We start from the raw sequence: 14,041 nt of genomic DNA on the forward strand, positions 1-14,041 counted from the left end.
CCGACCAGATGTGATTGACGCTTGCGTCGATCCATACGCTAGGTTCTTAGAAGTGGCCTCACCAGGAGCCGATCATGAAGAACCATGCAATAACTCTCGAAGACCGATACTGCGCGCACAACTATGAACCGCTGCCGGTAGTGCTCAGCAGCGGCAAAGGCATTTGGCTGTGGGACCAGGACGGCAAGCGCTACATGGACATGATGTCGGCCTACTCCGCCGTCAGTTTCGGCCACAGCCACCCGGCTCTGGTGGCGGCCTTGAGCAAGCAGGCCAGCCAGTTGGCGGTGGTTTCGCGGGCGTTTTACAGCGACCAGCTGGGACCATTCCTGCAGCTGCTGTGTGAAATGACCGGCATGCCCAAGGCGCTGCCGATGAACAGCGGCGCCGAAGCAGTCGAAACCGCGATCAAGGCAGCCCGCAAATGGGGCCACAAGGTGAAAGGCATCGCCGACCAGACAGCTGAAATCATCGTCTGCCGCGGCAATTTCGCCGGCCGCACCACGACCATCGTCGGTTTTTCGTCGGAAGATCAGTACCGCGACGGTTTCGGGCCGTTTTCCGGCGGTTTCGTGAGCGTGCCGTTCGGCGACGCCGCCGCGCTGGAAGCCGCCATTACACCGCGCACCGCCGCTTTCCTGGTGGAGCCGATCCAGGGCGAAGCCGGCATCATCGTGCCGCCCGAAGGCTACCTGGCGAAATGCCGCGAAATCTGCGACCGCCACAATGTGCTGCTGATCTGCGACGAAGTGCAGACCGGACTGGGCCGCACCGGCCGCCTGCTGGCCAGCGACCACGACGGCATCAAGCCGGACGGCCTGATCCTCGGCAAAGCGCTGGGCGGCGGCTTGCTGCCGGTGTCGGCGTTCCTGGCGCGGGAAGACCTGATGGCGGTATTTACGCCCGGCGACCACGGCAGCACCTTCGGCGGCAACCCGCTGTCGGCTGCCGTCGGCCATGCCGCATTGCGCCTGCTGCGCGAGGAAAAGCTAGCAGACAATGCACAGCGCATGGGTGAGCGCTTACTGACCGGGCTCCGTGCGATACCCCACCCGGCCATTCGCCAGGTCCGCGGCAAGGGCTTGCTGATCGGCATGGATCTCGACCCGAGCTTCATTTCCGCGCGCGAATTCTGCGAACGCCTGATGCAGCAAGGGATCTTGTCGAAAGACACGCATGACACGGTAGTGCGCTTTGCGCCGCCGCTGATCATTACCGCCAACGATATCGACGCTGCCCTGGAAGCGATCAAACACACGTTTTCGTCTTTACTCACACCCCCGGCTCACCTGACCGAAAGGAGCTACGCATGACCAACCACCTGCTGGACCATACCGCGGACGACACATTCCTCATGTGTGCTCCGGACCACTTTGAAGTGTCTTACGTCATTAATCCGTGGATGGCTGGCAATATCGCGCATGGCAACCGGAGTCTCGCCATGCAGCAATGGCTGGCGCTGGTGGAAGCCATCGGACAAGTAGCCAAGATCAAGATGATGCCGGCCATGCCGGGCGTGCCTGACCTGGTGTTTACCGCCAATGCCGGCGTGGTGCTGGGCAACAAGGTGGTGCTGTCGCGCTTCCGCCATGTCGAGCGGCAAGCCGAAGAAGTCTACTTCGAGGCAGCGTTTACCGCCCATGGCTTCGAAGTCCTGACCTTGCCGCCGGAACTGCCTTTCGAAGGCGCCGGCGACGCCTTGATGGACCGCAGCGAAAACCTGCTGTGGTTCGGCCATGGCCACCGTTCCGATATCGCCTGCGCAACCCGGCTGTCGGAACTGCTGGAGATTGAAGTGCAGCCGCTGAAACTGGTCGACGCCCGCTTCTATCACCTGGATACCTGCTTCTGTCCGCTGGCCGGCGGTTATGTCATGTATTTCCCGGAAGCCTTCGACGCTGTCTCGCAAGCGCATATTGCGGCGCGCGTGCCGGCCGACAAGCGAATCATCGTCGACAGTGAAGACGCCCTGCATTTTGCTTGCAACACTGTCAACTCCGGCAGCCATATTTTCCTGAACCAGGCGTCCGACGCCCTGGTCGCACAGCTGCAAGCGCACGGTTTCACCGTGCACCAGACCGCGCTGACCGAGTTCCTGAAAGCAGGCGGCGCAGCGAAGTGCCTCACCCTGAAGCTCAACGAACCGCAGCAAACGGTCGCCACCCGGGTCAGCCAGCAAGCCGCCTGACAAGCGCAAGCCCTTGATTTAACGTATAATTTCTGGCATTGCCATTGCAAAAAACCCGGCGCTATCGGCGACCGGGTTTTTTGCGTCCTTATTGACCAGAGCATGACCAGAGTACGCTAATGACGCCAACCGCTTCAACTTCGACCGTGTCCACCGAAACCCGCTTGCGCGAGTTGCTGGCGCAACGCATCCTGATCCTGGATGGCGCCATGGGCACCATGATCCAGCAATACAAGCTGACGGAAGAAGACTATCGCGGCGGCCCCAAGGGCCGTTTCATCGACTTCACCGGCCCCGGCCGCGAGCTGTTCGTCAAAGGCAACAACGAACTGCTGTCGCTGACCCAGCCGCACATCATCAGCGCCATCCACGAAGAATACCTGGCAGCCGGCGCCGATCTGATCGAAAGCAATACCTTCGGCGCCACCACCGTGGCGCAGGACGATTACCACATGGCGCACCTGGCGTACGAGATGAACGTCGCCTCGGCCCGGCTGGCGCGCGCCGCCTGCGACAAATACTCGACGCCGGACAAGCCGCGCTTCGTCGCCGGCGCACTCGGCCCGACGCCGAAAACCGCATCGATCTCGCCGGACGTCAATGACCCGGCGGCGCGCAACGTCACCTTCGACCAGCTGGTCGCCTCCTACCTGGAGCAAACCCGCGGCCTGGTGGAAGGCGGCGCCGACGTACTGCTGGTGGAAACCATTTTCGATACGCTCAATTGCAAGGCAGCGCTGTTCGCCATCGATACCTTCTTTGAAGAATCGGGCCTGCGCTTGCCGATCATGATTTCCGGCACCGTCACCGATGCTTCCGGTCGCATTCTGTCGGGCCAGACCGTGCCGGCCTTCTGGAATTCGATCCGCCACGCCAAGCCGCTGACTGTCGGCCTCAACTGCGCACTGGGCGCGGCGCTGATGCGTCCCTATGCGGAAGAACTGTCGAAGATCGCCGACACTTTCGTCTGCATCTACCCGAACGCCGGCCTGCCCAATCCAATGAGCGATACCGGTTTCGATGAAACCCCGGATGTGACCTCCTCGCTGCTGAAGGATTTCGCCGAAAGCGGCTTCGTCAACATCGCCGGCGGCTGCTGCGGCACCACGCCGCCGCATATCAAGGCGATTGCCGATACCGTGGCCAGGATCCCGCCGCGCGCCGTGCCGGAAACCACGCATGAAATGCGCCTGTCCGGGCTGGAACCGTTCACCATCGACGACAGCTCGCTGTTCGTCAACGTCGGCGAGCGCACCAACGTCACCGGCTCCAAAGCGTTCGCGCGGCTGATCCTCAACGAACAATACGACGAAGCGCTGGCAGTGGCGCGCCAACAAGTGGAGAACGGCGCACAGGTCATCGATATCAACATGGATGAGGCGATGCTCGATTCCATGGCGGCGATGCAGCGCTTCCTCAACCTGATCGCCTCCGAACCGGACATCGCGCGGGTGCCTATCATGATCGACTCGTCCAAATGGACAGTGATCGAAGCCGGCCTGAAATGCGTGCAGGGCAAGGCGATCGTCAACTCGATTTCGATGAAGGAAGGCGAGCCGGAATTCCTGCGCCAGGCCAAGCTGTGCCGCCGCTACGGCGCCGCCGTGATCGTGATGGCCTTCGATGAAAAGGGCCAAGCCGACACCTTCGAACGCAAGATCGAAATCTGCGAGCGCGCTTACAGATTGCTGGTGGACCAGATCGGCTTTCCGCCGGAAGACATCATTTTCGACCCGAACATTTTCGCGATCGCGACCGGCATCGAAGAGCACAACAACTACGCAGTCGACTTCATCAACGCCACCCGCTGGATACGCGAGAACCTGCCGCATGCCAAGATCAGCGGCGGCGTCTCCAATGTCAGCTTCAGCTTCCGCGGCAACGATCCGGCGCGCGAAGCGATCCACACGGTATTCCTGTACCACGCCATCAAGGCCGGCATGACCATGGGCATCGTCAATGCCGGCATGATGGGCGTCTACGACAACCTGCCGGCCGAATTGCGCGAACGGGTCGAGGACGTGGTGCTGAACCGCCGCGAAGATGCTACCGAACGCATGATCGAAATCGCCTCGACCCTGAAGGCCGGCGACAAGAAGGAAGAAGCGACGCTGGAATGGCGCAGCGGCACCGTGCAGCAGCGGCTGGCGCATGCGCTGGTACAAGGCATCACGCAGTGGATCGTCGAAGACACGGAAGAAGCACGCCAGGAATTGCTGAACAACGGCGGCCGGCCGATCCATGTGATCGAAGGGCCGCTGATGGACGGCATGAACATCGTCGGCGACCTGTTCGGCCAGGGCAAGATGTTCCTGCCGCAGGTAGTCAAGTCGGCGCGCGTGATGAAACAAGCGGTGGCGCACCTGATTCCCTATATCGAGGAAGAAAAGCGGCTGCACGAAGAACTGACCGGCATTGCCGCCAAACCCAAGGGCAAGATCGTCATCGCCACGGTCAAGGGCGATGTGCACGACATCGGCAAGAACATCGTCTCGGTGGTCCTGCAATGCAATAACTTTGAAGTAGTCAACATGGGCGTGATGGTGCCATGCTCGGAAATCCTGGCGATGGCCAAGGCCGAGAACGCCGATATCATCGGCCTCAGCGGCCTGATCACGCCGTCGCTGGAAGAAATGGCGCACGTCGCCAAGGAAATGCAGCGCGATCCGTACTTCCGCAGCGTCAAGATGCCGTTGCTGATCGGCGGCGCCACCACCAGCCGCGCCCATACCGCGGTGAAAATTGCACCGAACTACGAAGGACCGGTGGTCTACGTGCCTGATGCATCGCGCTCGGTTTCGGTGGCGCAGTCGTTGCTCACGCCAGAGCAGCGCGACCAGTACATCGATGAAATCGCGGTGGATTACGAACGCATACGCGAACAGCACGCCAACAAGAAGGCGGTGCCTTTGCTGACCCTGGCGGCGGCGCGCGAGAACCGCACCCGCCTGCAGTTTGCACCGGTCAAGCCGAAGTTCATCGGCCGCCGCGTCTTCAAGAACGTCGACCTCGGCACGCTCGCGCGCTACATCGATTGGGGCCCGTTCTTCCAGACCTGGGACTTGGCAGGCCCGTATCCGGCCATCCTCAAGGATGAAGTGGTGGGCGAAGCAGCCAGCAAGGTATTCGAAGAAGGCCAGGCGCTGCTGAAGAAGCTGATCGACGGCCGCTGGCTGATCGCCAACGGCGTCATCGCGCTGATGCCGGCCAACACGGTGAATGACGACGATATCGAAATCTATACCGACCACACACGCGAAAAAGTCGCATTCACCTATTACGGCTTGCGCCAGCAAACCGTGAAACCGGTAATCGACGGCGTTCCCCGGCCCAACCAGTGCCTGTCCGATTTCATTGCGCCGAAATCGTCCGGCATCGCCGACTATATCGGCCTGTTCGCCGTCACCAGCGGCATCGGCATCGAGAAATACGAAAAGCGCTTCGAGGATGCGCACGACGATTATTCCTCGATCATGCTGAAATCGCTGGCCGACCGCCTGGCGGAAGCCTTCGCCGAATACATGCACGAGCGGGTGCGCAAGGACCTGTGGGGTTATGTGCCCGATGAAAGCTTGTCCAACGAAGCCTTGATCAAGGAAAGCTATAGCGGCATCCGCCCGGCTCCCGGTTATCCGGCCTGCCCGGAACACACGGTCAAGGCCGACATGTTCCAGCTCTTGCAGTGCGAGGAGATCGGCATGCAGCTCACCGAATCGTTCGCCATGTTCCCGGGCGCGGCGGTGTCGGGCTTTTATTTTGCCCATCCAGAATCGAAGTATTTTGTAGTCGGCAAGATCGGCGACGACCAGGTCAGCGACATGGCGGCGCGGCGCGGCGCCGGCAAGGACGACGTCGAACGCTGGCTGGCGCCCAACCTGTAAAGGAAACCGGCATGCGCCACAGCCTGCAGCTGAAGCAGCAATTACAACAGACGATACAGGCTGAAATCTCCGCCCGCACGCAACAGCACCAGGCGCAGATCGCCGCGCTGAAAAGCCCGGCGCCAAACCGGATGACTAGCCTGGCGGCGCGCGGCGCCAGGCCGCTGGTGCTGCTGGCCCATGGCGATTCCTGGTTTGACTATCCGCTGGACGGCAATGCGCTGTCGCTGCACGGCACCGATGTCATCGCGCAGTTGCAAACCACCGGCGCCATGCCTCCTTCGATCCTGAACGTTTCCCACAACGGCGATTCAAGCTCCGACGAAATGGCGCTGCCCAAGCAGCAGCGTTTGATCACCGCACTGCGGGACAGCAATAACTGGATCAACGACAAACCTGACGCCATCCTGTTTTCCGGCGGCGGCAACGACATCGCCGGCGACAAGTTCTGCATCCTGCTTGATTATGCCGACAGCGCCAGCGGCGGTCTCAACCTGGTGCGCTTCGCCAAGCTGCTGGAAATGGTTGAAGCCTCTTACCTCGACCTGTTTGCGTTTCGCGACAGGTATGCGCCGGGCGTGCCGGTTTTCGGCCACTGCTATGACTTTGCCATTCCCAATGGTTCCCATCCGCTATGCGCCGGGCCGTGGCTGCTGCCGTCGCTGGCTTACTGCGGCTGGACTGCAAGCGACGGCATCCCGATCGTGCGCCAGGCGCTGGAGGGCCTGGCGGCAAGGTTGCGCAAACTGGCCGCGGTTCCCGCCAACAATTTCGTCCTGGTTGAAACCCAGGGCACGCTTGCCGCCGCCGACTGGGCCAATGAGTTGCACCCCTACCCGGCCGGATTCCGGAAGATGTCCAGTCCTAAAATAGGTTGACAGGTTTTATTGCAACAGAGACGCCCGATGCACCGCATTGGGCGTTTTGTATTTCAAGGCCGTATGCGGCCGTTCCTGGTTGTAGATGCTAACCGATTGCGCCACCATCTTGGTGGCTTGTTGCAGGTCTGCAGGGCGGTTGAGCAGGAATTCCCCTTTAAGAATACCGTTGATCCGCTCGGCCAAGGCATTTTGGTAACAGTCATATCCATCAGTCATCGAACAAACCAATCCATGCCGGCGATGGATCTCTTGGTAATACGTCGAGCAATACTGGATACCTCGATCAGAGTGATGAATCACCGGCGTGTCGCTGCGGCGTGTGCGCAGGGCCATTTTGAGTGCTTCGCTCACTTCCTCCGTCTGCAAGCTGCCATGCACATGGTAGCCGACGATCTTGCGCGAGTAGGCATCCGTGACCAGACTTAGGTAGACGAACTTCCCTCTCGTGGGCAGGTAGGTGATGTCTGCAACCCACACCTGCTCCGGCCCGGTAGGGACGACCTGATCTGGCCCAGCCTTAAGTAGATTAGGATGGCGTCGGAAGCGGTGATGACTGTTGGTGGTCTTGTGGTAAGCCCGCTCGGGCTGCACCAGCAGACGCGCCTGTCTTAGGATCTGGAACAACTGGTCTCGCCCGACCTTCATTTGGGCCCGAGCAAAGTGGGCACTCAGCAGGCTGTGCAGCTTGCGCGTACCGATGCGCGGCTGGCGAAGCCGGATCGGCTGCACCAACGCCACTACCGCTTGGGCCTGGTGCTCAAGGTCCCGTTCTCGTTGGCTACGTTTGTAATAAGCCTGGCGGCTGATACCCATGTGGCGGCAAGCCCTCTCTATGCTCAGTCCTTCGACTTGACCACTAGAGATAGCTTGCCCGAAGACTTTTTTACAGTTACCCCGTGTTCATCGCGCATGATGTTGATCACCGTCTCGAACAGGGCCGATTTCTGCTTTTCTTGCTTGAGTTGTCGCTCCAGCTCCTTGATGCGTTGTTCTGGCGTTAATGGCTTGGTCGGTTTGTTTGGCATCGTCGCTCTCCGCTTGCTTTGGCCCCTTGGCTCAGTCCAATCCTGCAGGCCATGTTTACGACACCATACCAAAACTGTCGAGCGTCCTTGAATTCCGTACCGATTTTGCGCCTGTTTGTACGTCATCTCGCCTTTTTCCACCTGCTCGACAACGCTCAATTTAAAAGCCAGGCTGTAATCCCGTTGACTACGCCGTATCGCTTGCTCCATCTGACACTCCTTCTCTTCATCGAAAAAGTGTCAACCTAATTCAGGACGGGTCACACCAATGAAAAAAGCCCCGCTGCAAGCGAGGCTTTTCAGTCCGGCGGCAAGCCTCGGCCTGCGTTGCCGTCAGTCGCCGCCCAGGTGGATGAACTTGAACAGGAAGATCGCGGCAATCACCCAGACCATCACCGGCACTTGCTTCGCGCGGCCAGTGAACAGTTTCAGCGCCGCATACGAGATGAAGCCGAAGGCAATCCCGTTGGCTATCGAATAGGTGAACGGGATCATCAGCACGGTGATCACGGCCGGCACGCTTTCGGTGCTGTCTTCCCAGTTCAGGTGCACCAGTTCGCGCAGCATCAGGCCGGCGACATAGAACAGCGCCGGCGCGGTAGCGTAGGCCGGCACGGCGCCGGCCAGCGGTGAAATGAACAGGCAGGCCAGGAACAGGATGCCGACCGCCAGCGAAGTCAGGCCGGTACGGCCGCCAGCCTGGACGCCGGCTGCGCTTTCAACATAGGCGGTGGTGCTGGATGTACCCAGCAGGGTGCCGGCCACAATCGCCGTGCTGTCCGCCAGCAACGCCTTGTTAAGACGCGCCATCTTGCCATTGACCAGCAGGCCGGCGCGGTTCGCCACTCCCATCATGGTGCCGGTGGCGTCGAACATTTCGACCAGGAAAAACACCAGTACGATATTCAGGATGCCCATTGACAGCGCGCCCATGATGTCGAGCTTGAACAGGGTCGGCTCGATCGACGGCGGCATTGCAACCACGCCGGTGAAGGTATTGCCGCCGACCAGGAAGCTCAGCACGGTCACGGTCAGGATGCCGATCAGGATCGCGCCCTTGACCTTCAGGTGGTCCAGCACCACGATCAGCAGGAAACCGATGATCGACAGGATCACCGGGATCTGGTGCAGGTCGCCGATCTGCACGAAGGTAGCCGGATTGGCGACCACCAGGCCCGAACTCTTGAGCGCGATGAAACCGAGGAACAGGCCGATGCCGGAAGTAATCGCAATCCGTATCGTGGGCGGAATGCCGTTGACGATCATGCCGCGTATCCCTACCAGGCTGACGACGATGAACAGGCAACCGGAAATGAAGACTGCCCCCAGTGCTACTTCCCAGGACACGCCCATGCCTTTCACCACCGCATAGGCAAAGTAGGCGTTAAGGCCCATGCCGGGCGCCAGCGCGATCGGATAGTTGGCGTACAGGGCCATGATCAGGGTGCCGATGGCGGCCGCCACGCAGGTTGCAACGAAGACAGCGCCTTTCGGCATGCCAGCGTCGCCCAGGATGGCAGGGTTGACGAAGATGATGTAAGCCATCGTCAGGAAAGTGGTGAGCCCGGCGATCAGTTCGGTGCGGATATCCGTGCCGTTTTCCTTGAGTTTGAAGAAATTCTCGAGCAGTTGCATTGTTGTGTCTCCGTGATTATTGTTGTTTTTGGTTTTCTGGCTGCCGCGTCGCTCCGTTTGGAACGGAGTTCTGGCAAAGTAATGTGTTACAGAATGGGGTCACAAGTATGCTCCAGGCTAAATATCAATTATTCCAGCGAGATGATAACCGCTCCCGCTGCCGCATTGATAGCCCTGCATTTGCCCCAGCCAAAGATTTTCTCATTCTTGAAAACCGGAAAAATCGTCAAATATATTTCCAAAAGGAAATATTCGATTCGTCATGGCTGTATTTGCCAAATGGAATTACATATCCATTCTCTATTCCATTTTCGAGATACCTGACATCAGCCGTTTCGCTATATGGAGCGGCGGCGCAAATGCTAATCTGGGCTCATAATTAATAGGCCGTTGCAAAGCCTAGCCCAGTCCCACCTAGTCTTGCCTAAGCCGCACCCGGCGAAAGCGGCAATACGATCCAGAGGCATGGTTTTTGCAACAGCAGCTAAACCATATTGGAGATTGCCTTGTCTACGCCCGCACCTCATTCCACGGCCGATAGCGTCATCCGTTTCTACTACCGTGGCGAAATCCACGCGGTGGACCAGGCCGCGCCGACCCGCACCATCTTGCAGCACCTGCGGGAAGACCTGCACTGCACCGGCAGCAAGGAAGGCTGCGCCGAAGGCGATTGCGGCGCCTGCACCGTCGTCATCGGCGAACAAGGTCCCGAGGGCGTCACGCTCAAATCGGTCAATTCCTGCATCCAGTTCCTGCCGACGCTGGACGGCAAGGCTTTGTATACCGTCGAAGATCTGAAACAGGACAGCGGCGCCCTGCACCCGGTGCAGCAAGCCATGGTGGAATGCCACGGCTCGCAATGCGGTTTCTGCACGCCTGGTTTCGTGATGTCGCTGTGGGACCTGTACCTGAAACACGACGGCAGCCATGCCTCTTCTTCCGCCGCTGCCTGCAGTTCAGCCGGAGCCTGCCAGCCATTGCAGCGCAAGGATATCGATATCGCGCTGTCGGGCAACCTGTGCCGCTGCACCGGCTACCGGCCTATCATCGACGCCGCACGCCGCATGGGCGAACTGCCGGCAGTCGGCTTCGACCGCCAAGCTTTGCAGCAGGCGCTGCAGCCATTGCAACGCGACGACACTTTCGTCTACAAACACGACGGCCAGACGTTCTACGCGCCGCGCACGCTGGCGCAGCTGGTGGAAGTGCGCGCCGCCAATCCGGGCGCGCGTATCCTGGCCGGGTCGACCGACGTCGGCCTGTGGGTGACCAAGCAGATACGCGACCTGGGCGACATCATCTACCTCGGCCAGGTAAGCGAGCTGAACGCCATGGCGCTGCGCGAAGGACAACTGGAAATCGGCGCCGGCGTCACGCTGAACGACGCTTACGCGGAAATCTGCAAGCACTATCCCGAACTGTCGGAAATGTGGCAGCGCTTTGCCTCGCTGCCGATCCGCAACGCCGGCACCTTGGGCGGCAACGTCGCCAACGGCTCGCCTATCGGCGACTCGCCGCCATGGCTGATCGCACTCGGCGCGCAAGTCGTGCTGCGCGGCCCGGCCGGCCAGCGTGTGATGCCGCTGGAAGCGCTGTACCTGGACTACATGAAGAAAGACATGCAAGCCGATGAATTGGTCGAAGCCGTGCGCATTCCGTTGCCGCATGCCGGCCAACGCTTCCGCACCTACAAACTGGCAAAACGCTTCGACCAGGATATTTCCGCGGTCTGCGCGGCGTTCTCGGTGACGCTCGATGGCGGCAAAATCAGCGATATCCGCATCGCTTTCGGCGGCATGGCGGCAACCCCGAAGCGCGCTGCGCTGACTGAGGCCGCCTTGCGTGGCCAGGTCTGGAGCGAAAGCGTGCTGGAAAATGCGGTAGCACTGATGACGGACGACTACAAACCGTTGTCCGACATGCGCGCCTCCAGCGAATACCGGATGAAGACGTCGCAAAACCTGTTGCGCCGCTTCTGGCTGGAAACCCGCGTCGATGCGCCGTTGCGCAGCGACCAGGTGAATCCTTTTGTGTGTGCCTGAGTTGACATCATGAATAAGCAAACTGAAGTTTTTATGAAACCTGCGCCGCAGGACAGCAATACCGACAACAGCTCGGCCTGGGCTGAAGTCGGCCAGTCGCATCCGCACGAATCGGCGATATTGCATGTGCTGGGCGAAGCCACCTACACCGACGACATCCCGGAAGCGCAAGGCACTTTGCACGCCGCGCTCGGCATGTCGCAAAAAGCCCATGCACGGATTCGCTCGATCAACTTCGATGCCGTCCGCAGCGCTCGTGGCGTGGTGGCCGTTTTCACTGCAGCCGATATTCCCGGCACCAACGATTGCGGCCCTATCATCCACGACGATCCGATCCTGGCCGACGGCCTGGTCGAATATGTCGGCCAGCCGATCTTTGCGGTAATCGCAGACACGCACGACAATGCACGGCGCGCAGTGCGCAAGGTAGTCGTCGACTATGACGAACTGCCGGCGATCCTGACGCCGCAAGCGGCGCACGCCGCAAAATCCTACGTCTTGCCGCCGATGCGCCTGGCGCGCGGCGATGCGCAGCGGGCTTTCGAAACCGCGCCGCACCGTGCCAGCGGCCAACTGTATGTCGGCGGCCAGGAACAGTTTTACCTGGAAGGCCAGATTTCCTACGCCATCCCGAAAGAACAGAACGGCATGCTGGTGCTGTGCTCGACCCAGCATCCGACCGAAATGCAGCACGTGGTAGCGCATGCGCTGGGCGTGCATTCGCATAACATCGTGGTGGAATGCCGGCGCATGGGCGGCGGTTTCGGCGGCAAGGAGTCGCAATCGGCCTTGTGGGCAGCGGTGGCGGCGATTGCCGCGGCCAGGCTGAAGCGCCCGGTCAAGCTGCGCGCCGACCGCGACGACGACATGATGGTGACCGGCAAGCGCCATTGCTTCTATTACGATTACGAAGTCGGTTACGACGATGCTGGCCGGATTGTCGCCGCAAAAGTCGACATGGTGAGCCGCGCCGGTTTCTCGGCCGACCTGTCGGCGCCGGTAGCAACCCGTGCAGTCTGCCATTTCGACAATACCTACTACCTGTCCGATGTCGAGATCAAAGCCAGCTGCGGCAAGACCAATACTCAGTCGAACACCGCCTTCCGCGGTTTCGGCGGCCCGCAGGGTGCGATTGCGATCGAATACATCGTCGACGAAATCGCCCGCAACCTGGGCCGCGACGCGCTCGATATCCGCAAGCTGAATTTCTACGGCCGCAACGATGAAGAGGGCCGCAACGTTACCCAGTACGGCCAGAAAATCGTCGATAACGTGATCCATGAGCTGGTGGCCGAACTCGAATCCACCAGCGAATACCGGCAACGGCGCGCCGCTGTCGAAGCTTTCAACGCCGGCAGCCCGGTATTGAAAAAGGGCCTGGCGCTGACGCCGGTCAAATTCGGCATCGCTTTCAACGTCACCCATTTCAACCAGGCCGGCGCGCTGGTGCACGTGTACACCGACGGCTCGGTGCTGGTCAATCATGGCGGCACCGAAATGGGCCAGGGCATCAACACCAAGGTGGCGCAGGTGGTGGCGCATGAACTCGGCATTCCGCTGGAACTGGTGCGCGTCAGCGCTACCGACACCAGCAAGGTCGCCAATACCTCAGCCACAGCGGCATCCACCGGCGCCGACCTGAACGGCAAGGCGGCGCAAGATGCGGCCCATACGATCCGCCAGCGCCTGGCGGAATTCTTCGCGAAATTGCACGGCGGCGATGCCAAGGCGGTGGTTTTCGCGGCCGGCGCGGTCTATCTCGGCGAGCACAGCATGGCATTTGGCGACTTGGCGCAGAAGGCTTATCTGTCGCGGGTGCAGCTGTGGTCCGACGGTTTCTACGCGACCCCGGGCTTGCACTGGGATCCGAAAACCATGACCGGCCGCCCGTTCTCTTATTTTGCCTATGGCGCCTCGGTGTCGGAAGTGGTTGTAGATACTTTTACCGGCGAATGGCGGCTGCTACGCGCCGACGCCTTGTACGACGCCGGCCAGTCGCTCAACCCGGCCTTGGACATCGGCCAGGTGGAAGGCGCATTCATCCAGGGCATGGGTTGGCTCACCACGGAAGAACTGTGGTGGAACAAGGACGGCAAGCTGATGACGCATGCGCCGTCGACCTACAAGATCCCCGGCATTTCCGATTGCCCCCAGGATTTCCGCGTCAAGCTGTTCAAGAACCGCAACGTCGAGGACAGCATCCATCGCTCCAAGGCGGTCGGTGAACCGCCTCTGCTGCTGCCGTTCTCGGTCTTTTTCGCGATCCGCGACGCCGTCGCCAGCGTCGGCGGCAAGCGTTTCAATCCGCCGCTGAATGCGCCGGCGACCAGCGAGGCCATCCTGAAGTCGGTCGAAGCCGTGCGTGCGATGTCACGCGCGGCCTGATTCA

At 60.5% G+C, this 14,041-nt stretch carries 8 protein-coding genes; 6 read left to right on the forward strand and 2 right to left on the reverse strand.

What is annotated here, in order from left to right:
• Positions 1 to 74: 74 nt before the first annotated feature.
• The 4 genes from rocD (at position 75) to CFU_RS21540 (ending at position 6,947) form a co-directional block, all read left to right on the forward strand.
• On the forward strand, positions 75 to 1,313 hold the full coding sequence (gene rocD / locus CFU_RS21525; protein WP_014008111.1) for an ornithine--oxo-acid transaminase: 1,239 nt from the start codon (positions 75 to 77) through the stop codon (positions 1,311 to 1,313).
• Positions 1,310 to 2,188, forward strand: coding sequence for a dimethylarginine dimethylaminohydrolase family protein (locus CFU_RS21530; protein WP_014008112.1), 879 nt, complete (start codon positions 1,310 to 1,312; stop codon positions 2,186 to 2,188). The genes rocD and CFU_RS21530 overlap by 4 nt, the downstream gene beginning before the upstream one ends.
• Positions 2,189 to 2,307: 119 nt before the next feature.
• Positions 2,308 to 6,069, forward strand: a complete 3,762-nt coding sequence (gene metH, locus CFU_RS21535) for a methionine synthase (RefSeq protein ID WP_014008113.1) — start codon at positions 2,308 to 2,310, stop codon at positions 6,067 to 6,069.
• Between the two features lie 11 nt (positions 6,070 to 6,080).
• Positions 6,081 to 6,947, forward strand: a complete 867-nt coding sequence (locus CFU_RS21540) for an SGNH/GDSL hydrolase family protein (RefSeq protein ID WP_014008114.1) — start codon at positions 6,081 to 6,083, stop codon at positions 6,945 to 6,947.
• A 6-nt stretch (positions 6,948 to 6,953) separates the two neighbouring features.
• Here the strand turns inward: CFU_RS21540 and CFU_RS21545 are convergent.
• Together CFU_RS21545 and CFU_RS21555 are read right to left on the reverse strand one after the other, a co-directional pair.
• Positions 6,954 to 8,185, reverse strand: a protein-coding gene (locus CFU_RS21545; RefSeq protein WP_085959148.1) for an IS3 family transposase whose coding sequence is annotated in 2 segments (ribosomal slippage) — positions 6,954 to 7,817 and positions 7,820 to 8,185 — 1,230 coding nt in all. Because the reading frame shifts where the segments join, the coding sequence is not laid out codon by codon here.
• 123 nt (positions 8,186 to 8,308) lie between these two features.
• A complete protein-coding gene (locus CFU_RS21555; RefSeq protein WP_014008116.1) occupies positions 8,309 to 9,610 on the reverse strand; it encodes an NCS2 family permease in 1,302 nt (433 codons plus the stop codon).
• 506 nt (positions 9,611 to 10,116) lie between these two features.
• On the opposite strand from CFU_RS21555, the gene xdhA reads away from it, so the two are divergent.
• Positions 10,117 to 11,652 carry a xanthine dehydrogenase small subunit gene (gene xdhA / locus CFU_RS21560; RefSeq protein WP_238531358.1) on the forward strand — a complete coding sequence of 512 codons (1,536 nt, stop codon included), beginning with the start codon at positions 10,117 to 10,119 and terminating at the stop codon, positions 11,650 to 11,652.
• Between the two features lie 9 nt (positions 11,653 to 11,661).
• A complete protein-coding gene (gene xdhB / locus CFU_RS21565) occupies positions 11,662 to 14,037 on the forward strand; it encodes a xanthine dehydrogenase molybdopterin binding subunit (RefSeq protein WP_014008119.1) in 2,376 nt (791 codons plus the stop codon).
• Positions 14,038 to 14,041: the final 4 nt, after the last annotated feature.

It is taken from the genome of Collimonas fungivorans Ter331, assembly GCF_000221045.1.
In the GTDB taxonomy this organism is placed as follows: domain Bacteria; phylum Pseudomonadota; class Gammaproteobacteria; order Burkholderiales; family Burkholderiaceae_D; genus Collimonas; species Collimonas fungivorans_A.

What these genes read in the sequence shown, in the direction of transcription:
- CFU_RS21540 (WP_014008114.1), top strand. Translation starts at nt 6,081, where the DNA reads ATGCGCCACAGCCTGCAGCTGAAGCAGCAATTACAACAGACGATACAG.
- metH (WP_014008113.1), top strand. Translation starts at nt 2,308, where the DNA reads ATGACGCCAACCGCTTCAACTTCGACCGTGTCCACCGAAACCCGCTTG.
- xdhB (WP_014008119.1), top strand. Translation starts at nt 11,662, where the DNA reads ATGAATAAGCAAACTGAAGTTTTTATGAAACCTGCGCCGCAGGACAGC.
- CFU_RS21530 (WP_014008112.1), top strand. Translation starts at nt 1,310, where the DNA reads ATGACCAACCACCTGCTGGACCATACCGCGGACGACACATTCCTCATG.
- CFU_RS21555 (WP_014008116.1), bottom strand. Translation starts at nt 9,610, where the DNA reads ATGCAACTGCTCGAGAATTTCTTCAAACTCAAGGAAAACGGCACGGAT.
- rocD (WP_014008111.1), top strand. Translation starts at nt 75, where the DNA reads ATGAAGAACCATGCAATAACTCTCGAAGACCGATACTGCGCGCACAAC.